The sequence below is a fragment of the Lactobacillus sp. UMNPBX1 genome, from assembly GCF_002554085.1.
Classification (GTDB): Bacteria; Bacillota; Bacilli; order Lactobacillales; family Lactobacillaceae; genus Lactobacillus; species Lactobacillus crispatus.
The window spans coordinates 1-25,016 of the sequence record NZ_PCZI01000006.1 but is presented as its reverse complement, the minus strand read 5'-3'; the positions used below and the strand labels follow the sequence as shown (position 1 = coordinate 25,016).

Here is a 25,016-nt window from a genome sequence, read left to right as displayed (position 1 = left end):
CATATTTTATCTCTCAATAAATTGCCTCTTGTTTCCAGTATAGCGCTTTCACTCATAATAGGAAACAATTTTAAAGGCAGTAAAAAAGCACCTCTGAGATATCAGACGTGCTCGTTATTTTTTCGATTTATCTAGTTGATTGGCGCCGAATTAGCTTAGGTTTAAGCATTACTTCACCTTGAGGTGAACCTGATTGGGCAATCTTTTGCAGTAGCATTTTAGCTAACATTTCACCCATTTCAAAAATTGGTTGTTTAATTGTCGTTAGCTTTGGATTAGAAACTTGATCTAAAAAGACACCATCAAAACCAATAACTCCAAAGTCTTCCGGAATTCGAGCGCCTTCATCTTGCAATTGCCGTACAACACCCACTGCAATTCGATCACTGGCACAGACGAAACAAGTATCTTTTTTAAATTCCTTAAAATGTTCATGAATCACATCTTGCGCAGCATGACTATGATTAGAAACCCGAAAAATTTGTGGTATCAACTGGTGTTGTTGCAAAGTGTTGATATAACCAGCTTCACGTGAATATTCAAATGGCTCTTTTAAATCAATTCCAATAAAGATAATGTGCTTATATAACCGGTCTAAAGCATATTGAGTAGCCATCTTCTCTGCTAACTGATTATCAGAATCAACAAAGTCATAGCCGCGGTGATTTTCACCAAATAAAACAAAAGGCTTATCGAGTTTATCAAATAATTCATAATCTTTGTTTCGCGCCCCGGTAATTAAATAGCCATCTGCATGTTCCTTTTCAATTTGATTAGGATCCGTAACTAATTGCATCGCATACTGCTTAGTATTTAAACCACGAGCAAAACCAAAAAGCAAGTTCATATAGTATGGCTCAGTGGTATCAATATCTTCTAAAGTGACAAATTTTACCACGTTAGTCCGATTATTAACTAAAGCCTGTGCAATTGAATTGGGATGGTAGTTTAGTTTCTCCATTGCTTTTTCTACCATTGCTCTTAATTCTGGCGTTACTTGTTCAGGATGATTAATCACTCGTGATACCGTCATTTTTGATACATTTGCTTCTTTAGCAACATCTGATAAAGTAGTCATATTATTCCTATTCTAAGTACATCTTTCTGAATCGGTTTAAATCTTTTTGGCTAAAGCCAAGCTCTTTTTTGAAAAATCCATCAAAACTGCCCCAGCCTTGGCGAATAGTTTCCGTAATTCCACGAATAGCCGGTCCCTCTCCCTTGGTAATATTCATTTTAGAAACTAGGCTAGCAATTTCATTATCATCGGGGAACTGTTTAGCCAAAGCAAAGTCATACAATTCATTGGTCAATAAATAATCACGCGAAATGGTGTCATCATCAACACCTAATGCGGTCAAAATTAACGCCGAAGTCATGCCTGTTCTATCTTTGCCCGCACTACAATGATAAACTAACGCATCTTCTTCAGGTAATTCAATCAATTCCGCAAAAATTTTAGCAAATTCATGTTGACTATGTGAATTAAGCAAAACCTGCTGGTAAATTTGACCAAGCCAATTGTCACCCATATCAGGAATATGATGGACAAAGCGATATAACTTGTTATCGCCTTTATTTTGCTTGCGGTTTTCAGAATAAATATGTGCATCAACAAAACGGACATTTGACCAAAGCTTGTCAGGCGCTGAATTTTGTTCATACTTAGAGCGTAAATCAACATCTACGGTAATTCGGCGTTCAACTAACTTTTCTTGATCTTCCTTCGACAAGGAGCTAAGTGAATCAGAACGATATATTTTGTTCCACTTTACATGTTGACCCTTGTCATTTTGGTAGCCGCCGATGTCTCTGAAATTCAGCGGTCCATCCAAAGCTAATATTCGATCATGCTTCATTTTTCCTTGCCTTTCCTCATTAAAGTGTTAATACCGTACTTTTATTATATCATTATCAGTCATGTGCAAATAACCGAGCAGCACGAATTGCTCTTTGCCAACCTGAATAAAGTTTTTCACGTTCAACTGCACTCATTTTCGGCTCAAAGGCCTGTCCAATCGTAAAGGTATGCTTTAACTCGTCAATATTTTTCCAATAGCCAACGGCAAGGCCAGCTAAAAAGGCTGCACCCATGCTGGTTGTTTCCAGCGTTTTAGCGCGTTCAATTTCAATCCCTAAAATGTCAGCCTGAAACTGCATCAGGTAATTGTTGTTGCTAGCACCGCCATCAACACGTAAAGCAGGAATTTCAATGCCTGAATCTTGTTGCATCGTATCAACAACGTCACGGGTTTGATAAGCTAATGACTGCAAAGTTGCTTTAATTATATCCTTGTCAGTAGTTCCACGTGTAACACCGAAGATTGAACCACGAGTCTCCGCATCCCAATATGGTGCGCCTAACCCAGTGAAGGCAGGGACAACGTAAACCTCGTTCTCTGATGTCGACTCAAGCGCTGCTTGTTCAGAGTCTGGCGCATGCTTAATCAACTTCATCGAATCGCGTAGCCATTGAATTGCACTACCAGCCACAAAGATTGATCCTTCTAAAGCATAAGTAATCTTACCATTAATGCCATAACCAATGGTCGTTAACAGATTATTGTTAGAGTCTGTTGGCTTGTCTCCTGTGTTCATCACAATAAAGGCACCGGTGCCATATGTGTTTTTCACCATTCCTGGTTTCAAAGCTAGTTGACCAAATAAGGCTGCCTGTTGGTCACCGGCCATCCCAGCAATTGGCACTTGTCCACCAAAGAACATATATGACGCTGTTTCACCATAAATCTCTGAATTCGAGCGCACCTCAGGCAACATTTGCTTAGGAATATTGAGCAAATGCAAAATATCGTCATCCCACTTGAGCGTGTGAATATTAAACAGCATGGTCCGTGAAGCATTAGTGTAATCAGTCACGTGTTTAGCACCATCAGTTAACTTCCAAACTAGCCAACTATCAATCGTGCCAAAAAGCAACTTCCCCTGTTCAGCTTTTTCTTGCGCGCCAGGTACATGATCAAGAATCCAGCGAATCTTAGTTGCACTGAAGTATGGGTCAATAATTAAGCCTGTTTTTTGACGAATTTCATCACTATAGCCTTCTTTTTTTAATTTTTCAGCTAATTCTGTTGTCTGCCGTGACTGCCAAACGATTGCATGATAAATTGGCTCACCTGTATCCTTGTCCCAAACAACGGTCGTTTCACGTTGGTTGGTAATGCCAATTGCGGCAATTTGATTAGGCCAAATGCCCGAATTAATAAAAGCATTGGCAATTGTTGTTTGGACCGCCATCCAGATTTTATTAGCGTCATGTTCAACCCAGCCAGGCTCTGGAAAATATTGGTGAAATTCTTTTTGGGCAGAAGCAACTTCACGTCCATCATGGTCAAAAATAATTGCTCTAGTAGAGGTGGTTCCTTCATCGATTGCTAAAATATATTTTTCTGTCATAGTTATTCTCTTTTCTGCAAAAGCGCTTTCTTATAATATTACTGTTTTTCTAATGCAGATTCTAGCAGTTAATGTAATAGATACGGTATAATTTTTATAAGGATTTTTTAAGGAGGGCATTTTAATGGAAAAAAATCAAAAAATTGCGGTAACAATTGCGGGTAACGATAGTGATGGTAGTGCAGGAATGCCAGCAGATTTGCATTCATTCTATGCACGGGGCGTTTATGGCATGGGGCTGATGACCGCGGCTGTAGCTGGTAATACAAAAGGAATTTTTGCCCAACAAATTATGCCGCTTGATTTTATCCAAAAGCAATTCGATGTGTTAAACGACGACTTCAAGATTAATGCGACTAAGACAGGGATGCTGGCTAACAAGGAAATTATCGATTGCGTTGCCGATAATCTTGAAAAATACGACATGGGTAAAATCGTGCTTGATCCCGTCATCATCACTAAGCACGGTGCCACCCTACTTGACGATGATGCCTACCAGACCTTCTTAGACAGATTATTGCCGCTAGCCGATGTAATTACGCCTAACTTTTATGAACAACAAAAGCTAACTGGCTTGAAGCTAAATAATAAGGAGGAAATTCACGCAGGCGCTAAAAAACTACAAGAGATGGGTGCTAAAAATGTCTTGATGAAGGGACGTCATGACTCAGATAATCAGACTGAAGTAACTGATATTTTGTTGACTGAAGATGGCGCATTTCACGAATTTACCAAGCCTTTCTTTAAGACTGATCGCGTGAATGGCACAGGTGATACTCTCTCCGCAGTTATTGCGGCAGAATTAGCTAAGGGAAAGTCTGTAATTGATGCTATAAAAATTGGTAAGGACTTTACTTACGCTGCAATTTCTCACCCAATTGATGTTGGTTCAAAATGGGGTCCGATCAATCACTTGACTGCACAGGAAGAAAATAGATAGAAAAAATACCGAAGCTCAGATTTTGAACTTCGGTGTTTTTATGTCTGTTTTCAATTAAATCATTGCTGTGTAGAGATACAGTATTACACAAATAATGAACGCTATTACGTATCCCATGATTATGTTAATAACCCAATGAATATGATGATGTTGCATCCAAGTAGCTAACCAATCGCCCAGGACTAGACAATATGATCCTACCAGCCAGTAATTGATCTTTTTCTGATTAATTGCTGGTAATGGCAAGATTAAGATTATTATCAGTGTTACAGCTAAAATGTATTTTAGAGCTTGATAAAGTTTGGGACTTAGTAATGATTCACGCAATTTATTTTACCTTCTTAAGACCTACTATTTTACCTGAATCTAGTGTGCAAACTTTTGTTAGCTTATCACTGCTGTACTTGTATAACGTACCTTCATCTGAAAGACCAGCATTATACTTGATAAAAGCATAATACTCATTGTCTAATTTAAACAAATTTAATATTACTATCAAGTGCTTACTTTGTTTAACCAAATTATTAATGATCTTAATAAAAGTAGGATTAGAACTTATTCGCTGATCTCTATTTAGTTCCGCTTTATCTAGTGTTAGATAGGTAGAATTATTCTCTTTATCAGCATGATCGTGAAAAATTTGAGGATCAACTTCTATAGCTTTGACAAATTGTCCTTTTGTAGATGAGTCTTTTCGAATTTTTCCATCATTATAAATTCTTAAAAATGAAAGATTATCACCATTATCCGAAGTTACTTTTGCTTCTAATATTGGGCTTGAATTGCTAGAATATTGGTTATGCAAACATACTAATCCCATTATCACAATAATTATAAAAACAGTGATAATTACCGTATTTCTTTTAGTCATAAATTTCGATTTCCATTAATTTTTGGATTTACTTATTTCTTATAGCTCTGAATGATCCAAAATATACCAAGCATAATAAAAAAGATCGATAATACTACTAGTTGTATAACTGGTTTATATCTAAGAAAGCATGAATCTATTAGAAATACCACACCAACAGTAATAATTGCTATTCCAGATATTTTACTTTCTTTTTTCATAATAATTATTGTAACAGCAATTAGGATTACTACTGTAGTTACAATGGAAGCAACGTCGACTTGCATTAACTTAAGTTTTTCCTTCCATCTAAGTCTTCAACTATTATTTTAAATCATGTAAGTTCTCCTGCGATTGACTTTGTATCATATTTGTTACAAAGTCTTACTCAAGCCAATTGGCAATCATATTTCCATATCCTATTTTCCTAAGCTCTTGTTTAATCTCTTTTGCTTTGTCCATTTGATCTAAAAATAATGCTTTCATATAAAACACTTCAATTCTATAAATCATCAAGTGAAACGACTCAGTAGCATCAATAATATATTCCATCGCGTCATCAATATGATCAAAATGTGTAGTTTTCTTATGAACCTTTCTGTCGTAACAAACCACCAGATAATTTTCTAGCAATCTTAAATATCTTTCAGTCGTTAACTCTGAAAGCTCAGATTTTTTTGCAAAATCAAGCAAGCGCCCAATTAAAAAGTCCAATTCATCTTGTGGCCACATCGGCATCGTATTAGCCAATAATCGCAGTAGGTCTGGTCGCTCAAGCCAATTATTCCCTCCATCAAACTCAGCTTTTATCTTCGTCCTGATTTCTACATCAATCTTGTCAGTTTCACCCTTAAAATATGCCGAAGTAATTAATGCTCGCAACTTCAAAGCCTCATTATTAGATGAATTCATTATCTGCTGACAATACTTATCCAAAGCTTCAGTATCTTTTGCACTAACTGCTAGATTCATTTTAAATTCAAATTGCTTCTCAACTTTTCGTTCTTCTGACGTATAATCATCTTGAATAAGATCACAAAACTCTACTAGATCAACTTGATGCTCAAGCAATATTTTAAATAAGCTCTCCGCATTTATGCGATTTTTGCCACTTTCAATCCTTGCGTAAAAAGGACGACTAAGGATCCCAGCACACATTTGATCCTGTGTTAGTCCTAATTTTATTCTTTCTTTGCGTAGTCCTTCTCCAATTTTCATAGCAATCCCCCTGTCCAATTTTAATAAAAACAGCACTTTATATTTTTTAGTCAATGAAAAAAGCAGCAATGAAATTAATCATTGCTGCAAAACTCCAATTATCAATAGTGATCCTTACATGAATATATAGTTATCATTGATTTATGACAATCATAGACGATCCGATTTTTCGAATCGATTCGTCTTGACCATAACCCTGATAGATTTCTCTTTAAGGGCTCAGGCTTACCAATACCTGTAAATGGATGTCTTTTCATATCTTTCACAAGATCGTTTATTCTTGATACCTTTTTATAATCACCATCGTCATACCAATACACATAGTCGTTCCAACCATCATCCGTCCATGCTACGATCATGATTTTGTTACCTGCTCAGGATCAATTAGTTCATGTTGCTTTATCGTGCCTTCACTAACTTGTTTACGCCCTCTTTCAATCTTGTCCATTAGGTATTGATTAGATTGAATTTCTAATGTTTCAACCAAGGCATCATAATCTTCTTTACCTAATACAACCACATTATCCTCTGGTTCTTTATTAGTTACGATCAAAGGTTCACTATCATCATTGACTTGCTTAAAATAATGCTTTAAATTTTTACGAAAATTACTGTAATTAACCGCATCCATAGACTAATCCCTCCTTATATTGTACAACTTATTGTACTATATTTTTACTTATATTACTACCAAAAGCAATAATCGTAAATGGTTGAAAAAATGATTAACCATGGGACAGTTCAATTAGAGACACATTGTGGTGATCATTTGACCGCTCTTCTTTACAAAAAAAGCAATGATCTAGTCGACCACTGCTATTTATTTACTTCTTTTTCTCAATCACAAAATAATATCCTGCTGTCAAAATTTGAGCAACTCCCTCAAGTGCAATCGCCCAATCTGCACCAAAACGCGCTACAATCAGCCCGCCTAAAAATGAGCCAATCGGAATCATCGATGATAGAATCGAGTCATTGATCGTCTCTACTCGACCTAAAACATGCGGACTAAAACTCTCTTGGACCAATACCTCAAAGTTAATATTCATCATCACAATCCATAATTCGGACGTGAAAAACAGAATTAATAGCAAAATTGGCATCCCTTTGGGCACAGCTGGCTCAAGCACAATCGCCAAGCCAGACAATGCCAGACATACAACGACCAATCTTTCAATTTTATTTTTATCAAAAGTTAGCCGTTGAATTAACATGCTGCCAACTAGCCCACCTATTGATGAAGCTAGTTCTAAACTACCATAGCCAATCGCTGATTTAGTCAAATGCTCCGTTGCAAAATAAGGCAGACCAACAGACGAAATCCCATAGAACAAGTTAGTCACTGCAAAAGGCATGATCAAGCGTGCTATCTTGTCTTCTTGTTTCAAAGTCTGCCAGCCCTTAAGCAGATCTTGCCAATAGTTTTCCGTAAAATACTCGCTCGTAGATTCAGGCAACAATAATTTCCTGGGCAGAATCAACTTGGTATAAAAGGCTAGAGCACCTGCAAAAAATACTGCAGAAATGATCACTGTGAAATCAAGTGACACCCAAGTAATCAATAATGTTGCCGCTGCATTCAAGAACAAATCCAGCGTCTTATAAGTCATTTGAAAAACGCCGTTTACTTTAGCTAGTTTCGTTTTCGAAACGATGACTGGCAAAATTTTTTCTTCTGCAGGGTAAATCAAAGTCGAGCCGATCGTTGAAATAACGTATATTGCTAACAAAAACCAAATTGTTAGATTTTGCCACAGCTTAGCTTGAAACAACAACGTCGCTATAACGCTAGTAACGATCTGCACTACCGTTACAATTTTAAGCATCTTTTTGATATAGATGCGATCAATTAGTGGACCCAAAGTAAACGACAGCATATCAATTGATGAGTCCGCAATGAAAATCAGGGACAAAATCACTGGTGAATTAAAGCGCACCTTAAAGAACCACAAAATTGCCATGTAAAATAGTGAATCTGCGATGTTAGTTAACACTCGTCCAGCTAATAATCGTCTGACATTGACATTTTCTTTTTCGATTAAGTTAAACATTTTCCCATTCCTTTTCACAACACTGCTAATGTCGCTGAAAGCCAGGGAAAATTACTATTCAGTTGTAGTTTAAAATCCCAGACTTTCAGCTAAAAATCTGGGTTAAGCCTTAAGTAGCGTTTGACGAATGAAAGGAAATAATTCATTCTCAAACTTAAACCTAAAATGTCGCGCATTTTAGTCCTCGCTTTCTGTAAAAATTAAGGTAATTATAGCACGAATACACGAATAATAGTTACTCTATTCTCATGTTTTTAGCATTTTCATTCACTTGCAAATCGTGACTTATGATAATAACCAAATTAGTCTGCGCTATTTCCTGCAATAACTTTAACAAATCATTTTGTAGTTCAGGATAGATATTCGCCAATGGCTCATCTAGTAAAAAGCATTGTGCATTAGTTTTCAAAATAGCAGAATATAATTTCACTAATTGTATTTCGCCTGTTGATAGTTCACTCATCTCTCTATCTAAAACTTTCTCAATTTTAAATTGTGATGAATTAAAGACTTTTGCAAAATACTCATTTTTATCAATCTGACTTTTATTAGGATATGATCCTAAATAGTCTCTTACAGAACAATTAGGAAGCGGTGTATCTTGAAATAGACAACTTATATTCGATTCTCTCAGTTTTCTTTTATTAATCAAATCAGCATTTACACCATTTATGGTGATTTTTCCTTCTTTTTTTGGTGTATATAATCCTATTATTGTTCTAAGAAAAGTTGATTTTCCGATTCCATTTCTACCCCTTACAACATAAAATCCAGGAGCAACAAAAGTAGCAGAAATTTTTCTAGTAAACAATGGTGTTTTTCCATCTAAATAAATATTAAAATCCTGTACCTGAATCGAATTTATTTTGGAAACTGCTTTTTCACCATCTTGCTCATCTTTCATGGATAGTAAATTGTTGATTCTCAGCCGGGCTACCCTGAATGATTCAAAGTTAAACAAAATAGAAAAAGCTTCATCTACTTCTCCCAAAAGTTGGTCAAAATATTGAAAAATGATTGAAAAAGAACCAATTGTCATTCTTCCAGAAATGACTGATAAACCACCATTAATGAACAATACTAATTGAAAAATCAGTTGTAAAATAATTTCACTATTAGACATATTCAAATTAAGAAGAAAATCTCGTTTGGCAACGCCTAAAAGCGTTCTTTTTGTACTGCTCTATCTTTCATTTTCTATTTTCTCTCTTTGATTACCCTTTATTTCAATGTATCTACTTAACCATTCGGTAAAGCCTGAAAAGTATTCATTATAGGCTTCTTTCAACTTCAAACTAACTTTGAAAATCTTAGGCCGTAAAAATAAATATATGACACTATATGCAGGCAACAGGATCACTATCAGTAACAAAAAACTAGAGCCAGCTGTAAATGAATACGTAAAAATCAAGACTGAGGAAAGCACGATTGAAATTATTTGATTTGCAGTTTGGAAGAAAAAAGTCAACACTTCAGTAGTGTCCTCAGTAATTCTGTCTGCCATTCGAACTGAATTCATTTTTGTGACTTTCAGTGTATCCTTTGAATACAATTCCTTTATTATTGCATCGTTAACTTCTATATTTATTTTTCTGAATTCTAGAATTTGAATTTTATTCATGAAATATGACAACAAAAGTCTTATAAGACTTAGGGTGATTATTAATATAATGCTGCGTATAAATGAATCTCTATCAGCCTTATACACTAAAGAATTTAGCAGCATTCCTTCCAAATAAACATTAAAAGTTAAAATGCCAGTACTGATAATATTCATTCCTAATAGAAGCCAATATTCAACTTTATACTTTTTATCAATTTTGCTAAAAATCATATGCATAGCGTCACCTAATTCTGAACAGCAATCCAAGATATTAAAATATGATGAATATAAAATTAGACAAATTCTATATTTTTATTACTCCTATGTCAATACTAAAAAGATTGATTTTATTTCACTTTCCTGCCTGTATCTGATAATATGTAGTCATCAACTATCTAATAACTACATTTTTACTACACAGAGGTGCAATTATGACTGAAAAAGCTGCAATCAATGTCCGTGTTAACCAAGAAACTAAACAAAACGCAGAAAAAGTATTAAACAAACTTGGCATCCCGATGTCAGTTGCAATTGACATGTACTTACGACAAATTGCATTAACTGGAGGAATTCCTTTTGATTTGTCCTCAAAGAAAAGAAAAAACAAAAACGACCACGACACCGCTATGATGGTCGCCGAGGCCACTGCTCAGTATGAAGTCGTTAAATCCAACTGGGAAGATAAATTAGCCGAACTTACTCCTGACTGGATGAATATGAATAAGATGACTAAAGAGGAGCTTGAAGCAAGGTTGGCTAAGCATGCCCAAGATGCAAGAGATGATAAAAGTGTCGAAATTAGTAAAACTTTTAGCGAACTGAATAAAGAATTAGGAATTTAAATTTCATGCAAGAATATACTGTCAAATCAACTCCTAACGTATCTGTAGAACTTAAAGAGATATATAGCTCTATCTTGCAATTATCTCAATCTCCAAAAACTGCTCAAAATTATGTAGAAGATCTTGAGCAAACTATGCAAGCGTTAAATTATTTTCCAGAAAGATATAGAAAAACTCCTTCAGGAAAATACCGACGAGTTAATTTCAAAAAATATGCTCTATTCTACTTTATCGAAAACGATACTGTACACATTATTGATGTCATACTAGCTTCATCAAGTACAGTATTCAAATATTAATCCTTTGCCCCATTCTAGCTATTAAGCTATACTAGACAGAAGAAATTAAACGAACTAAGGGACAATAAAATGAGCGATAAATTAATTAAAATTGCATATCTCTACGAAGATTTAATGAATACTTACGGTGACTCAGGCGATGTTAAAATCTTGAGCTTTTTGCTAAAGCGTGAAGGCTACGACACTCAAGTTGACAACATTTCACTTGGCGATGACTTCAATGCCTTTGACTACGACTTTGTTTTCTTCGGTGGTGGTCAAGACTTTGAACAAACCGTTGTAGCCAAGGATTTGCCACGGCACAAAGAAACACTTGATAAATACATCAACGATGACAAACCTATGCTCTGCATTTGTGGTGGTTACCAACTAATGGGTAGTTACTATAAGACCAACTCAGGTGTAACAATTCCTGGCTTAGATATTTTGCCACTTCACACTGTCTTCAAGAGCGACAAGCGAATGATTGGTGATACCCGTTACATGACCGAATGGGGCGAAGTTAAGGCTTTTGAAAACCACTCTGGTCAAACTTACTTCGATAACAAGGACAAGTTGCATCCCCTCGGCGATATGATCGAAGGTTACGGCAACAACCCACAAGACCACGTTGAAGGCTTGCGTTACCGCAACTTTATTGGTTCATACTCACATGGTCCATTACTCAAGAACACTAACGTAGCTAATGCCATTATGAAAATGATTCTTGATTGGCACAAAGAGCGAGTTAGCGAAGCAGAAAAAGTCACAGAATAAAAAATCCCAGTCAGAAATTCTGACTGGGACTTTTCATTATCAAATTAATTTAAAACACGTTTAGCTGCTGATGGATAAAAGTAGGCACTGATAGATTGCTTTCTTACTCCTTGACTAGGAGTTGCAGCATGCACATATTGTCCATCGCCAACGTAAATACCAACGTGGTAAGGAGCTGAAGCTGAGCCCCAGAATAGCAAGTCGCCTTTCTTAAGATGACTTAATGAAACCTTTTTACCCTTAGTAACTTGACCATAAGTGGTTCTTGGTAAGGTCTTTTTAGCAGCCTTTTTATAAACGTATTGAGCTAAGCCTGAGCAGTCAAAGGCTGAAGGACCAGTAGCCCCATAAACGTAACTCTTACCAACTTGTTCTTTAGCAAGCTTAACTACGGCGTTACGTTTTTCTGTTTTGCTTTGACTAGCTGCTTGTACAGTTTGTGTTTGAAGTGGAACATTAATGAATGAAATTCCTGTAAAAAATACTGACAAAACTGTGGCAAACTTAACTAAACTACGTTTAAAACTCAATTTATTTCCCCTTAACACTTCTTATCTTTCAACGTTTTCTATATTACCGGAGAAATATTACAGTCTTGTTTTAAAATGACTACTATAAAATTAAGCAATGTAACAAAATCTGCTATTTCTTGTAAATTTTGCTTAACTTGAAAAACACTATAATTTTCTATATGCTTAATACATTAATTTAGGAGTTTTTTATTATGGATAAGATAGATAGTTATGTACGCCACTTTTTAATATTAATCGCGCTAATTTTAGGACTTTCACTCGTTTCAGAACTGCGCGAAATTATTGCCTATGACTCATCTACCATTGGCATTATCTCTTTAACTACTGCCATTATCTGCACTTTTGCCTCAGGTATTACATTGCAATTTCACAAGCTTAACTGGCTTACGATCAGTCTAATCTTAATTCTTTCTGCAATCGTAATTCTATTCTGGTTCAAGACCTATACTTTTGGTCTCGTTGTCAGCATTTTTCTGATTTATAACATCATTGTATTTTTGGTTTGTGTTACTAATATAATTTTTCAAAAGAAGGTTGAATAGTTAACTTCTATATCAGTCGTTGATCTCTATAAAAACTTCAGCTTAAATTGTCTATCTTTATGAAAAACATAAAATTAGGAAGGAATAACTATGACTAGCATCATTGTGTTTATCGCTGTTACAATTATGGCGATATTCACCGCAATTAGCATCTATAAAATTATCAATGCACGCGTAACCTATAAAAAATATTATCCTTATCGTAAATTGGTAATGGTCACTCTAATTAGTCTCCCATGGATATTTTTAGTCTTTCCTTTTACTCTAGATTGGAGTACCTATATTACTTTAGTAATAGTCAGAATCCCATATACAATCATCTGGAGTTTATTAACTGCAGTTGGAATATATATTGATATCAAGATGCAAAACAATTATCGACATCACAGGAACAACAATGGACACTAAAATTTTAACAGCAATCATCTTAATTATCGTAGTAATTGTACTAACCTACTCACCATTTTATAAAAAATATCAACTATTTTATTTGAATAAAGTAGGCTATTGGGATATCCTAATCCAATTCCTAGTAATTGCAGGTATCAACTTATTCATTGGATTAAAATATGGTCTAGGAGCTCTTTTTCTATTAATTGTTCCTGTTCCATTAGATATTATTTTTCTAATCTCAATGATTTATTCTTACCTTAAAATTAGAAAAATGAAACGCAAATAACTCAAAAAACGGAGCCAACTAAAGCTCCGTTTTTTGATTGATCTTATTTTTCTTCTGTTTCGGCGTCAAATTCAAAGCCATCGCTGCCACAACCACAAGGATTGAACCAACCCAATCCATTGGCATCATTACTAAGTTAAAGAATATTACAGAACCTATCGTTGCAGAAAATGGCTCAAAAGCATCTAATAAACTTACAGTTGATGGAATTACATACCGCAGCGCGTTTGCCATAATTTGAAACGGAATAATCGTCCCAATTACAATAACTGCCGCAGTATACAGCCAAACTTCAGGCTTATTGGGAACTGCATGAAATTGCGGATCAATTATCAATAAACTGATTCCAGCAAAAATCATCCCCCAACCTGTTACTACCATACTAGAAACCTTTTTAACAATGTTAACCGGAATCAAAGTATAAGTAGCCTCACCAAAAGCAGACAAAATGCCCCAAAATAGTGCAACTGGCGTGATTGCCAAATGATTAAATTGACCATGAGTTGACAAGAAAAATACGCCTAAAAAAGCACATAACGCCGCTATAATATCCAAGCGTCGCATCACTTGCTTATGCGTCAGTGTTAAATAACCTAACACAAAAAATGGCCCAATAAATTGCAAGATTGTCGCAATCGAAGCATTAGCCACTTGAATACACATAAAATAAAATAGCTGTACTGGCAATAACCCAAATATGCCATAGGCTATAATAACCAAAACATTGTGCCTATTTTTCAACGTAGCTATTGGCTTTTGTTTAAAAAATCCTGAGACAATTAATAAAACTGCCCCTGAAATAATCAATCTGACTTGGGTTAACCACATTGGTGTTAATTTAGGACTAATATCAAACAATCCTTTAGCGAATAATCCTGACACACCCCACATTACAGCTGCCATTGCCGCTAGAAATGTCCACAATCTTCGTGTTTTTGCTGGTACCATCTCGTTCACCTTTTTCTTTCTCATTCATCTAATAATTAAACCACAAAAATAAGGATACCTACTAGGCATCCTCAACTTTATTGATGAGCTTTTTTAACTTTCTTTTTCTTAGGTGAAATATTCAAGGCCATAGCTGCCAGCACAACTAAAATCGAACCAATCCAGTCCATTGGGGTCATCACCAAACCAAAGCAAATAACTGAACCAACGGTTGCAGAAAAAGGCTCAAAAGCATCTAGCAAACTTGCCGTTGATGCCTTGATAAAGCGCAGCGAATTAGTCATTAATTGGAATGGAATCAGGGTTCCAATCACAATCACTGCCACCACATCTAGCCATACATGTGGCGTATTCGGAATATGCGGCATCTGTGGGTGCACAATCATTAGGCAAATTCCCGCTGACAGCAATCCCCAACCTGTAACGACTAAACTAGAAACTCGCTTCAACACACTGATTGGAATTAATGTATTGGTCGCAACTCCAACAGCTGAAAGCAAACCCCAGAATAGAACGCTAGGCGTTAAAGCAAAGTGATTAAAACGCCCATGTGTCGCCAGCAATACTACGCCAATAAAGGCACAGATGGCAGCAAGCACATCTATTCGCCGCATTACTTGCTTATGCGTTACAGCTAGGTAGCCCATTACAAAAAAGGGACCAACAAATTGTAAAATCGTGGCAATCGAAGCATTAGCTTGTTGTACTACAATAAAGTAAAACAATTGGACTGGTAATAAACCAAAAATCCCATATGCGATAATCGTCCACGCGTCATGCTTATTTTTCATTGTAGCGATTGGCTTTTGCTTTAATACGCCAGCTACAATTAACAAAATAATGCCTGAAGTTACCATTCTAATCTGTGATAGCCACATTGGTGTAATGTCAGGACTAGTATTAAATAGACTCTTAGCAAATAGACCTGATATTCCCCACATTACGCAAGCTAATCCAGCTAAAAAGGCCCACAGGCGCCGTTGTTTTTGTGTAACCATTCTTTTTAATCCCCAACTTTTCTAAAACTAACATACTCTATCATAACAAAAACGGGCTAGCTTGAACTAGTCCGTTAATTTTTTATTCATCGTTTTTCTTAATTAGGTTTCTGCTAGGCATTAGCTGCATGAATGTAGCAACAATAATTAAAAAGCCACCAAACATGTCCATTGGGCCAAAGTCCGCATGAAGCAGTGAAACTGACAGGATTGTTGCAATCAGTGGCTCGAAGGCTCCAAGCATCCCTACCGTACTTGGTTCAATATACTGCACACTAGATAAGTACATTGTATAAACTAACAATGTTCCACCAATAATAATATAAACAATTACCCAAACATCAACTGGTGCAAGTTTTGGCATTGGTTGAGTGAAGTAAATTGGTAAAAAGGCAATGCCTGCAACCAACACTGCTGCGCCGATTACTGGAATCGGCCCATACTTTTTGAATAATTTTCCAGGTAATACTGTATTAATCGCTTCAGAAAAAGCCGCAATTAAGCCCCAGAAACAAGCAAGCGGTGATAAAGCAAGTTGATCGAATCTGCCACCTGTAGCCAAGATGAAGGTTCCTACAACTGCTACCACAATTGAAATCGCATCAATTCTTCGTGGCCACATCTTACTTCTCAATGAAGAATATATAATTATGAAAACTGGCGCTAAAAATTGAATCACCGTACCCGATGCACCCCAAAAACAGGCACCGACACCAGCTAAAGTCAATCCTTTATAACGCTGATTCACATTCACACATCCTTTAGATTAATGTTTTTCATTGTAACATGGGCTAAAGGAAAGGTTCAATGCTTCTAAAGTTGATTTAATCTATATAACGTATAACCTGACACGCTAGCCAATAAGCCGATTGTAAAAAGCAACCAAGATTCTGGATGAAAGGCAATTAAAACAAGTGAAAGAAAGCCTGCTGCTAAACTAGAATTGCGTTCCATTCGCTTTTTGCCAAAAAGCAGACCACACATAATGCCAAACATAGTTAGCACATAAAATGAGTCAACTAACAGTAACAAATTCTCAATAATTGCTAGATCACTTGGCTTTACTTTTACACTCAAATCAGTAAAAATCTGAGCACAGCCAAAAAATACCATCACAAATGCAGCTAAGATCGTGATAAAGCTAATCGTACGAAAAACTGACTTCACCTTTTGAGTTGGCGTTTCATCGATAAAGGTTTTTAAGAAAAACTCGTGATCTTTTTTTACTACTACAGCTCTGCCCGTCTTCTTGTCATACCAGTTCAATAGACCAGAACCAATTAGCATAATAGCAATCACAGCAAACTGGATGACAATTAAACGCATGAAAATTGGAAAGGCATAGATTACCGTCAATAACAAAATTACTACATAGATCAGCTCTGCATAAAGAAAGAAATGCAGACGCTGTTTATTTTTGAAAATAGTTTGGAATGTTTTTGAATTAGGATCTTGCATAAGACTTCTCCCCACTAAATCTTATTACGAAAACTCAACCAGAAATTTGCCCCACTGAGAATCAAGCCAATAACAGTAGCTACTTGCATGCTTGGCTGCATGAAAAGCAAGATCAGTGATAAAACAACAGTTAAAACGCTAGACGCACGAATTAATTTACGATTTCCACCTAAAATACCGACCTCCACACAAAAGAGTAGAACAACATATAGGCCATCACCAATCAGCCAAACATTTTCAAAGAGATTGGCAAAATTACCGGTAAGCGGCTTCGCCAAAATGTCAGTCCAAAGCTGACGTGCAAAAGCAATACTTAAACCGATATTTGCCCAAAAGAGCAAGAATTCAAATAAGCGAAGAAATACGTTTTTAGTAAATCTAATACTAGTCAGTGTTTCCCAGAATGTATCGTGTTTTTTAATCACTATCCTTCGATCAAGAAAGGCACCAATTGAATAATAAATCAGAATTGCAATCCCTTGAAATGCAATCAAATGCATAAAAACTTTAAAGTCAAACATCAATGTGAATAGTAAAACTACTACATAAGCTAACTCAAAATATAATACACAGCGACTAAACTTTCGCTCGCTAAGCCAGTGTTTCAATTCTCTTTTATTCATATGATCACTAATATTGCCGTTCATATTCTCACCATCTTTTAATAATTATCTAATTATGCAAAAATTGTATAATGATTTCAAAATTTTGTCTAGTCTTTTTATAATTGATTTAGTAAATATTTTTCGAGGTAAATTATGAATTATCCCATTTTAATTACTATTTTGATCTTCTTGCTGTGCTTTGGCCGATTCATTTGGATCATTACTCACGAACGTCGTTCCTTACGCGCTGGAGTTAGCTTAGTTATCACCTTATTTAGTTTTTTATTTTTAGGTGTAGTCATTCTGGTTAATATCGCTGACCTTGATCCACATTACAAAGACTGGATTTTGCCATTATTTGTGATTGCGCTATTTGCTGTGATGGCTGGAACGATTATCTTTGCATTAACTTTGATCATTATGTTTTTCTACGATGGCATTAAAATCATTATCAAAGAAGGAAACCGCTGGACAAATTATCTTTCTCTGGGCATGGGGATTTCCATTATCTTCTTCCTATTTTTATATCCTCTTGTGGGACGAATTAGTCATGATAGCTGGTTAAAGTATCCCTATATTTTTCTATGGCTAGTCATCATCTACTTAGTCACTATCATGATGATGTATACTTTAACTTCTTGGATTAATTTAATTAATTGGCACATGCCGCACTTAGACTACATCGTAGTGTTAGGCGCTGGCATTATGGGAACAAAGGTAACACCACTTCTGGCAGCAAGAATTTCCCGGGGAATAGAAATTTATCACAAAAATCCTGGCTCTAAGTTAATCATGTCTGGTGGCCAAGGACCTGGTGAAGACATTCCTGAAGCAGTTGCTATGGCTGAATATGCTGAAAAACTGGGTATTAATAAAAACGATATTATTATCGAAAATAAATCCAAAACTACCCAGCAGAACTTACAATTCTCACATGCACTGATGAAACCAAATAGTCGCTTCTGTATTGTAACTAGTTCCTATCATGTGTATCGCGCTCTGGTTTTAGCTAAGCGTCAAGGCCTCAAGTGTACTGGTTATGGTGCCAAAACTAAATGGTACTTCACTTTAAATGCTTTTGTGCGTGAATTCATTGCATATCTAGTAATTACTAAGAAAATGCAATTGACTATCATCGGTTTTCTAGCAGCTATCATGATTGCTGCTGCCGCATTTCATTTTTAATTTATTGTGTTAAGTTGAGAACTTAGCGTTTTTTATTGATTTATCTTTTAATTTTTTTATAATTATAGTCAAATCTATAGAAAGCAAGGTGTAACTATGAGGATTCGTAAAAACAACTTGTCAAACTGTCATTAGTCAGGATGACGAGTCCTGACTTTTTCAAAAAAGCAGGTTACTTATGTCAGAAACAAAATTCAATAAAACTCTTCTTAGTGTCAGTCATGTGGATTTTTCCTACCCTAAGCGCAATTTATTCACCGATCTAAATTTTTCTATTGCTAATGGTGAACGTGTTGCTCTAGTTGGGCCTAATGGAATTGGTAAATCTACACTAATTGACCTAATTCGTAAGCAAATCCAACCAGATGATGGACAGATTATTTGTCACGGTGAAATTAATTATGTACCTCAAGTCAATGATCAAACTGTAATTAATGACTCAAAGAGCGCTGGTGAAAAGCGATTAGCTTTAATTGAAAATACTATTTGGCTTCCTGGTTCTCTTCTCTTATTGGACGAGCCGACAGTTTACTTAGATGACACAAATATCCAGAATTTACTCTACTTACTCAAGAATTATGATGGAGCAATTCTAGTAGCTAGCCATGATCTGGATTTTATCAACCAACTATGTGAGAGAACTATTATTCTGCAGCCAAATAATGCAGTTTATTACCCAGGAAATTACGCACAGTATCTCGAACAAAAACAATTAGATAAACAAGCCGTACACAATTTTAACGAAAAGCGAGATATATTAAAGCAACAAATTACTGAAAAAGTCTCTACTTTAAAGCAAAAAAGTACTGACTATAATCATTTTGCTAAAACACAAGACAATACTGGTCGCTATCCTTCGCGAAGCCATGATCATGTCCAAAAAGGATTAAATAGTCGGCTTAAGCGAGCTGAACGTGAACTGGCTAAACTTCCAGAGAAACAGCACCTATATCAACATCAACTTAAACTTCCTGAATTTAAAAAGTGGCCGACTAAAATACATAATTACTCTATCAAAATAGATCAATTACTCAGTCCCCAAAATAAGACTTTATTATCTAATACACAGTTAAACTTGCAAACAGCCGATATTATTGGATTAATCGGCCCCAACGGCTGCGGTAAAACAACATTGCTCAAATATTTAGAACACTACATTAATCAGCAGCAATCTTTGCCACCAGCCAGCTACATTGGTTTAAATACGACTAAACAAAAGAAACCTGCCACAGTAGCAGATTTCTTTTACGAGACTATTTTGAGCAAAACTGAAGTTAAGCGTCTTTTAGTTAAAATGGATATGTTTGTCGATTTGACTACAAGACTCACGGATTTGAGTGGTGGCGAATTTGCTAAATTAGCATTAATCAAGCAGCTATACCTTGAACAAGAATCTATTCTATTACTTGATGAGCCAACTAACTATCTTGATCCAGAAAGTGTGACGGCCTTGGCCCAAATGCTAAAACAGTCGCATCTCACTTGTATTATTGCATCCCACAATCGCAAATTTTTAACCCAATTTTGCCAACAAATCTATAAAATTAAGCAGCAAAGACTAATTGAATTGCACTAAAGCATTTCTCTTAAACACATATTTGCTAAGCATATCCTTTACTATCCCCATCTATATTAATGAAGATCACATTTGGTGCTGCAGAAGTTTGGTGCGTTTCTTTATTATATTTACCACCATAATACTCATAACGAGGTTTCCCCTTGCCAAAAGGATCTATTCGGCAAAGAAAGATCACATATGTCGCTTTGAATTCTTTTTCCGGACAGCCACCTAGCCCGCCATAGATTATTTCTTCCTGATAAGCGTTGGCAACTTCCAGAATGTTTTCTCCTGGTTCTTGCGACCCTACTTGAATGATTAACCCGTATTTATTGCGCCTATTGTCTCGCGCAATTACATGTACGATTGCTTTTTCATCTAAGACATTTCTATTTGGATCATCAAGTGATTTTGCTTCCTGAATATTGAGTTCAGGAAGCATTCTTTGTACTGCTGAAAGAAGCTGATCATTATACTTCTTCATAATTCCTGCGGCCAAGTGATCCACCATTGCCGGTGACATTTCATTTTCTAACATAAAAAAATCCTCATTTCTAAAAATCTGAGAGTTTTATCCCCCTATTACTTATTACGCAAAAAAACGCAAAAATTTTTTTCAGAAAATGAAGATTTTTCAATTTTTTAGTTTTCTTTTCTAAAAAATGGACTGAGTAGCGATACAAGCAGGCCGTAAATAAAATACCAGCGATAAATATCTGCCAAGTCTTGATTTTGAATCCACAAAATTATTGCAATTACTGTCAGTAAGCCACCTAAAAAGATTGTTGAACCCATATTTTTATCAGTAAAGAAGCTGATAGCAGCACCTAAGGTAATTAACGCTACCAAACTATAAATTACGATAATCACTGGTCCTTTAGTCTGAACGTTAACATCAAGCATTGGTGCGTTAGTAAACAGCTGCCACACGATAAAACCAGCTAATGCAATGCCACATAGCAATACTAGTAATCTAAAAACAAAAGTTAAAGTCTTTTTCATTATTTTTCTCCTGTATGCATAATAATACTAGTATAACAGCATTACTGTTGCATATGAAAAGCGCTTGGATTATTATTTCCAAACGCTTTTTACTATTCTTTTGCTTGCATAAATTGTTTTCTAGTGATGTATTTGATTGATTTAACGTATTGCCCCTTGTGTTGAATTGAAATATATTGGCCTGATGGATCGTAGCCGCCAACCTTTTTCAACAATAAATTCTTTTTCGTCTTAGGATTATACGCCTTCACATTGTAATACCGCTGTGTGCCTTTATCTACTTGAGCATAGCTTGTTTCCTGGGAAATGAATGGATTCACCCGATCAGTATAAGGATTGTGAAATGATAATACAATCGTTAATAGCGCTACTATAACTACCACTCCGATAAGCATTTTCTTGATTTTTGTCATAACTATATTCTCCTCGTATTTTCAGTAATCTTAATTCCTTGATTTTCAATTTGAATAATATAATCACACCTTTGCCATACATTTCGATCATGGGTTGCAATCAAAACAGTACGATCAATACTAAAGTCATTTAACAAATGATTCAAAATTACTTGTGCATTTTCAGGATCTAATGATCCAGTTGGTTCATCTGCAAATATTATATCTGGTTTTTTTAAAATGATTCTTGCTAAAGCAATTCTTTGTTGCTCACCACCGCTTAAAGTATAAACTTTTTGATTAAGTGACAATTGATTAAGTCCAAGATTATTTAAAACATTATGCATAACTTCCTCTGTTTGTACTTTATTCAAACTTTGATTTGCTAATCCTATTAAAAGATTGTCTTTAATTGAATCAGTATCTATCAAACCAAAATTTTGGAAAACAAACCCGAAGTTATTACGTCGTAGAATTGGTAAAGTTTTTTGAGTCATTTTATGACCATCTATAAATATTTCCCCAGAATCTGCAGATTCTAATCCGCCTAAAATATTCAAAAATGTTGTCTTACCTATTCCACTTTTACCAATAACAGCATAACTACTACCGCTTTTCAATTCACATGAGACATCTTTTAAAATAATTCGTCGTCCCCAGCTTTTATTTATCTTTTTTATCTTAATCATAAAACTATCCTCAATTACCGTGATTTAAAGTTAACAATAAATCCTTTTGTGCATGATGGGCTAATAACATAATGACCAAAAATTCAACTATTAAATAGGGAATCATATATATGCAAATGATCAAGCTATTCGTTTGAATTAAAGCTAATACAAGAATAATCATTAAATCAGTTAACATATTAATTAAAATCAATTTCAAAATAATATGATTATTAGACTTCCCAAAAACTTTGTTAATTGCCGTTCTTTGTCGTTGATTTTGAAGAAATGCAAGACTAATAAATATAATAATAAATATTAACTGACTAATAGATAATAATATTGTTAATACCATAGTCATTAGTTGACGTGAAAGTTTAATATTAAAATTAGATAATCTAGTCTTAGCATCGGTAATCCCATAAATATAGGACGTTAATTTAAGCTCTGAAATATTTCGTTCCAATTCATGTAAATTTGAAAATTGTATCATTCCACGACTAACAGCAGCAAAATAGAAGTTTGGAGATAAAAAGTCATTATCTACAACAATAATTGGATTCACAGAAATAGAATCTTTAATTTCCGATCCAATTGTATAATTAAAAATTTTTTTATTACCGCTATATGTAATAAATTTAAGTTTCGGCATTTTTACATGTTTTTTTCTTGAAATAAGACTATGCTGGAAATTAATAAAGGATACTAATTCTTTTTTAAAAGCGCTTTTTTGATCTATACGATTATTAGGAATTAAAATATTGATAACATTTAAGTTTAAATTAGATCCAATCACCTTTTGCGTGATTGTTTTTAAATGGTTATATTTTAAATAATTTTTATTCACAATCATTACATTACCATTTGTAGGTGAAGTATCCCATGACTTTGGATTATATTGCTGGTTATTACTTGAAACAATAACATCTTTGCTCTTATTTAATAAACGTTGAGTGCGTTGCTCCACTTTCTTTTCTTCAGAAGGAATTTTATCATCAATTGCTGAATACTGAACTACATAACCACTATGATGATTAATCCACATTTTCATAATTTCTTTATCTTGAATATAGTTTGTGACTCTTTTTTGAAAAGCAAATATATTGATTGTTACTAAAGCTACTAAAAATATTTTTAAAATATAACCAACAGTAACTATTTCTTTAGTATACGTTTGCCCTTTAATTGCTGTAGGAATATTAATTAGTACTAAAACAGAATAAGAAACTAAATCTAACAAACCTAGAATTAAACAAATTAACGTTATTAATTCCCAACTATAAGTAACCATTTGTACTATATTTATGAAATTTATCTTAATCAAAATGTAGCACAAACAAATAACAAACAGTAATAAATATGATATAGCGAAATACGCAAACGACTTCTTAAAATCTTTAATTATAATTTGTCGAAGTGACCAACCGTTTAATTTTAGTACTGCATAATTTTTAAAATGTGAAACTTTTTCAATCACCATAATAATAAATACTATGCCTAGCATACTTAAAATAATTGGTAAGTATGTTTCAATAATTCCACTATTTTCTAAAATTGTTAGTTTAGAAATTTTAACAACAGCATAATTAATTTTAGCCTTATCTAATATATGCTTTAACTTAGTAAGTTGAGTAGAATTAGCGGTAGTATAATAAGTGCCCCGAAGATCTTGTAACCGTAATGCTTTATATTTTAATCTTTGAACATTATCGTCTCTAAATATTGTCAAAGAATTGGACAAGTTAGAATTAAAATTATAAACTACTTTGCTAGTTTTATTGTTAATTCGCTTCACTTTAACTAAGGTTAATTGATAGTTTCCTTGATTTGCTGCTTGCTTTAATTTCAAAAATACTTGTTTTTTGGACTGCTTGATACTATCTGTAGTAATAGTGATTGCTGTGTTTGCATTAGGAATAGCTTCTTTATCATACTCCTTGATCACCGATAAAATTGAAATTAAACATATACCTGAGATAATTATAAACAAAGCAGATTTACAAACTCGATACATTTTTCCACCACCATATAAAAACAGCGCGCACTATTAAAAGTGTGCGCCAATTTTTTACTCTACATCGAAGTAACTTTGATTACCTGTCCATGCTTTTTCAGCAGAAGCTCTTGCTTGAGTTCCTGGACTTACCCAGCCACTACTTGAAAAGTACTTACCTTGAACTGATGATTTATGAGTTAAACGATTATGAGAGTAGTAAGACCAAACGTATTTTTTACCCACACCATAATTCCAAACGCCACCATGTTCATAAACAGTTGCTGCTAAAGTTGGAGATGTCAACAGCATTAGAGCTGCACTAGTAGCTGTTAAACCTGCAATTAATTTCTTTGCTTTTTTCATAACCTATGCCTTCTTTCTCTTTCTTTACTTTTTAGTTTTTACAATGGAAACCATGGACCCAGAAACTGTCAAATCTTTTGTGTAAATAGATCTTTCTCGTAAATTGATTTTTTAAT

The 25,016-nt window shown here is 34.8% G+C and carries 30 protein-coding genes; 8 read left to right on the top strand and 22 right to left on the bottom strand.

The window, feature by feature from the left end; translation table 11 throughout:
• Positions 1-127: 127 nt before the first annotated feature.
• The 3 genes from CP352_RS04735 to glpK are packed head-to-tail and all read right to left on the bottom strand — an operon-like array spanning position 128 to position 3,414.
• Complete coding sequence (locus CP352_RS04735; RefSeq protein ID WP_005728205.1) at positions 128-1,078, bottom strand: LacI family DNA-binding transcriptional regulator; 951 nt, start codon at positions 1,076-1,078, stop codon at positions 128-130.
• Positions 1,079-1,085: 7 nt separating this feature from the next.
• Complete coding sequence (locus CP352_RS04730; protein WP_005723724.1) at positions 1,086-1,859, bottom strand: tyrosine-protein phosphatase; 774 nt, start codon at positions 1,857-1,859, stop codon at positions 1,086-1,088.
• A 55-nt stretch (positions 1,860-1,914) separates the two neighbouring features.
• Positions 1,915-3,414 carry a glycerol kinase GlpK gene (glpK, locus tag CP352_RS04725; protein WP_023487729.1) on the bottom strand — a complete coding sequence of 500 codons (1,500 nt, stop codon included), beginning with the start codon at positions 3,412-3,414 and terminating at the stop codon, positions 1,915-1,917.
• Between the two features lie 124 nt (positions 3,415-3,538).
• Between glpK and thiD the strand changes: the two genes are divergently transcribed.
• Positions 3,539-4,354 (top strand): bifunctional hydroxymethylpyrimidine kinase/phosphomethylpyrimidine kinase, encoded by an 816-nt coding sequence (gene thiD, locus CP352_RS04720; RefSeq protein ID WP_089151081.1) that lies wholly within the window; start codon positions 3,539-3,541, stop codon positions 4,352-4,354.
• Between the two features lie 328 nt (positions 4,355-4,682).
• Here thiD and CP352_RS04710 read toward each other — a convergent pair whose 3' ends face one another.
• From CP352_RS04710 to CP352_RS04675, 7 genes are all read right to left on the bottom strand, one after another.
• A complete protein-coding gene (locus CP352_RS04710) occupies positions 4,683-5,225 on the bottom strand; it encodes a hypothetical protein (RefSeq protein WP_089150756.1) in 543 nt (180 codons plus the stop codon).
• Positions 5,226-5,588: 363 nt separating this feature from the next.
• Entirely contained in the window at positions 5,589-6,422 is an 834-nt protein-coding gene (locus tag CP352_RS04700) for a helix-turn-helix domain-containing protein (protein WP_089150758.1), read from the bottom strand.
• 101 nt (positions 6,423-6,523) lie between these two features.
• Complete coding sequence (locus CP352_RS04695) at positions 6,524-6,781, bottom strand: Txe/YoeB family addiction module toxin (protein ID WP_025006274.1); 258 nt, start codon at positions 6,779-6,781, stop codon at positions 6,524-6,526.
• Entirely contained in the window at positions 6,778-7,053 is a 276-nt protein-coding gene (locus CP352_RS04690; protein ID WP_013087009.1) for a type II toxin-antitoxin system Phd/YefM family antitoxin, read from the bottom strand. The genes CP352_RS04695 and CP352_RS04690 overlap by 4 nt, the downstream gene beginning before the upstream one ends.
• Before the next feature lie 193 nt (positions 7,054-7,246).
• A complete protein-coding gene (locus CP352_RS04685) occupies positions 7,247-8,473 on the bottom strand; it encodes an MFS transporter (protein WP_025006275.1) in 1,227 nt (408 codons plus the stop codon).
• 235 nt (positions 8,474-8,708) lie between these two features.
• On the bottom strand, positions 8,709-9,596 hold the full coding sequence (locus CP352_RS04680) for an ABC transporter ATP-binding protein (protein WP_089143396.1): 888 nt from the start codon (positions 9,594-9,596) through the stop codon (positions 8,709-8,711).
• Positions 9,597-9,656: 60 nt separating this feature from the next.
• Positions 9,657-10,307 (bottom strand): ABC transporter transmembrane domain-containing protein, encoded by a 651-nt coding sequence (locus CP352_RS04675; protein WP_198995327.1) that lies wholly within the window; start codon positions 10,305-10,307, stop codon positions 9,657-9,659.
• Between the two features lie 200 nt (positions 10,308-10,507).
• Here CP352_RS04675 and CP352_RS04670 point away from each other — a divergent pair, with 200 nt between their 5' ends.
• From CP352_RS04670 to CP352_RS04660, 3 genes are all read left to right on the top strand, one after another.
• Entirely contained in the window at positions 10,508-10,918 is a 411-nt protein-coding gene (locus CP352_RS04670; RefSeq protein WP_025006447.1) for a type II toxin-antitoxin system RelB/DinJ family antitoxin, read from the top strand.
• A gap of 5 nt (positions 10,919-10,923) precedes the next feature.
• The gene (locus CP352_RS04665) at positions 10,924-11,217 is read left to right on the top strand and encodes a type II toxin-antitoxin system RelE/ParE family toxin (RefSeq protein WP_089151082.1); all 294 of its coding nucleotides are present in this window, start codon (positions 10,924-10,926) and stop codon (positions 11,215-11,217) included.
• 69 nt (positions 11,218-11,286) lie between these two features.
• Positions 11,287-11,973 (top strand): type 1 glutamine amidotransferase, encoded by a 687-nt coding sequence (locus tag CP352_RS04660; RefSeq protein ID WP_061205079.1) that lies wholly within the window; start codon positions 11,287-11,289, stop codon positions 11,971-11,973.
• 44 nt (positions 11,974-12,017) lie between these two features.
• Here the strand turns inward: CP352_RS04660 and CP352_RS04655 are convergent, their stop codons facing one another.
• Positions 12,018-12,503, bottom strand: a complete 486-nt coding sequence (locus CP352_RS04655; RefSeq protein ID WP_013087013.1) for a C40 family peptidase — start codon at positions 12,501-12,503, stop codon at positions 12,018-12,020.
• A 194-nt stretch (positions 12,504-12,697) separates the two neighbouring features.
• Here CP352_RS04655 and CP352_RS04650 point away from each other — a divergent pair, with 194 nt between their 5' ends.
• Complete coding sequence (locus CP352_RS04650) at positions 12,698-13,048, top strand: hypothetical protein (protein WP_005721217.1); 351 nt, start codon at positions 12,698-12,700, stop codon at positions 13,046-13,048.
• A gap of 397 nt (positions 13,049-13,445) precedes the next feature.
• A complete protein-coding gene (locus tag CP352_RS04640) occupies positions 13,446-13,727 on the top strand; it encodes a hypothetical protein (protein ID WP_089143365.1) in 282 nt (93 codons plus the stop codon).
• A gap of 18 nt (positions 13,728-13,745) precedes the next feature.
• On the opposite strand, the gene CP352_RS04635 is transcribed toward CP352_RS04640, so the two are convergent.
• From CP352_RS04635 to CP352_RS04615, 5 genes are all read right to left on the bottom strand, one after another.
• Positions 13,746-14,675 (bottom strand): DMT family transporter, encoded by a 930-nt coding sequence (locus CP352_RS04635; protein WP_089143364.1) that lies wholly within the window; start codon positions 14,673-14,675, stop codon positions 13,746-13,748.
• Between the two features lie 77 nt (positions 14,676-14,752).
• Entirely contained in the window at positions 14,753-15,673 is a 921-nt protein-coding gene (locus CP352_RS04630) for a DMT family transporter (RefSeq protein WP_013087018.1), read from the bottom strand.
• Between the two features lie 82 nt (positions 15,674-15,755).
• Positions 15,756-16,421: a DMT family transporter gene (locus tag CP352_RS04625; RefSeq protein ID WP_089143363.1), complete on the bottom strand. Its 666-nt coding sequence runs from the start codon at positions 16,419-16,421 to the stop codon at positions 15,756-15,758.
• 65 nt (positions 16,422-16,486) lie between these two features.
• Complete coding sequence (locus CP352_RS04620; protein ID WP_065991093.1) at positions 16,487-17,131, bottom strand: hypothetical protein; 645 nt, start codon at positions 17,129-17,131, stop codon at positions 16,487-16,489.
• A 14-nt stretch (positions 17,132-17,145) separates the two neighbouring features.
• Positions 17,146-17,778: a hypothetical protein gene (locus tag CP352_RS04615; protein ID WP_005721854.1), complete on the bottom strand. Its 633-nt coding sequence runs from the start codon at positions 17,776-17,778 to the stop codon at positions 17,146-17,148.
• A gap of 111 nt (positions 17,779-17,889) precedes the next feature.
• Here CP352_RS04615 and CP352_RS04610 point away from each other — a divergent pair, with 111 nt between their 5' ends.
• Together CP352_RS04610 and CP352_RS04605 are read left to right on the top strand one after the other, a co-directional pair.
• Positions 17,890-18,921 carry a YdcF family protein gene (locus CP352_RS04610; protein WP_005721855.1) on the top strand — a complete coding sequence of 344 codons (1,032 nt, stop codon included), beginning with the start codon at positions 17,890-17,892 and terminating at the stop codon, positions 18,919-18,921.
• Between the two features lie 178 nt (positions 18,922-19,099).
• Positions 19,100-20,497 (top strand): ATP-binding cassette domain-containing protein, encoded by a 1,398-nt coding sequence (locus CP352_RS04605; protein WP_089143610.1) that lies wholly within the window; start codon positions 19,100-19,102, stop codon positions 20,495-20,497.
• Positions 20,498-20,522: 25 nt separating this feature from the next.
• Here CP352_RS04605 and CP352_RS04600 read toward each other — a convergent pair whose 3' ends face one another.
• From CP352_RS04600 to CP352_RS04575, 6 genes are all read right to left on the bottom strand, one after another.
• Positions 20,523-21,017 carry a hypothetical protein gene (locus tag CP352_RS04600; RefSeq protein WP_023487742.1) on the bottom strand — a complete coding sequence of 165 codons (495 nt, stop codon included), beginning with the start codon at positions 21,015-21,017 and terminating at the stop codon, positions 20,523-20,525.
• Positions 21,018-21,121: 104 nt separating this feature from the next.
• Positions 21,122-21,481, bottom strand: a complete 360-nt coding sequence (locus tag CP352_RS04595) for a hypothetical protein (RefSeq protein WP_005720016.1) — start codon at positions 21,479-21,481, stop codon at positions 21,122-21,124.
• A gap of 92 nt (positions 21,482-21,573) precedes the next feature.
• Complete coding sequence (locus CP352_RS04590) at positions 21,574-21,894, bottom strand: YxeA family protein (protein WP_061205072.1); 321 nt, start codon at positions 21,892-21,894, stop codon at positions 21,574-21,576.
• A gap of 2 nt (positions 21,895-21,896) precedes the next feature.
• A complete protein-coding gene (locus CP352_RS04585; RefSeq protein WP_068813492.1) occupies positions 21,897-22,562 on the bottom strand; it encodes an ABC transporter ATP-binding protein in 666 nt (221 codons plus the stop codon).
• Between the two features lie 10 nt (positions 22,563-22,572).
• Positions 22,573-24,555: a bacteriocin gene (locus CP352_RS04580; protein ID WP_089147379.1), complete on the bottom strand. Its 1,983-nt coding sequence runs from the start codon at positions 24,553-24,555 to the stop codon at positions 22,573-22,575.
• 54 nt (positions 24,556-24,609) lie between these two features.
• The gene (locus tag CP352_RS04575) at positions 24,610-24,900 is read right to left on the bottom strand and encodes a lactococcin 972 family bacteriocin (RefSeq protein WP_061205069.1); all 291 of its coding nucleotides are present in this window, start codon (positions 24,898-24,900) and stop codon (positions 24,610-24,612) included.
• Positions 24,901-25,016 lie beyond the last annotated feature (116 nt).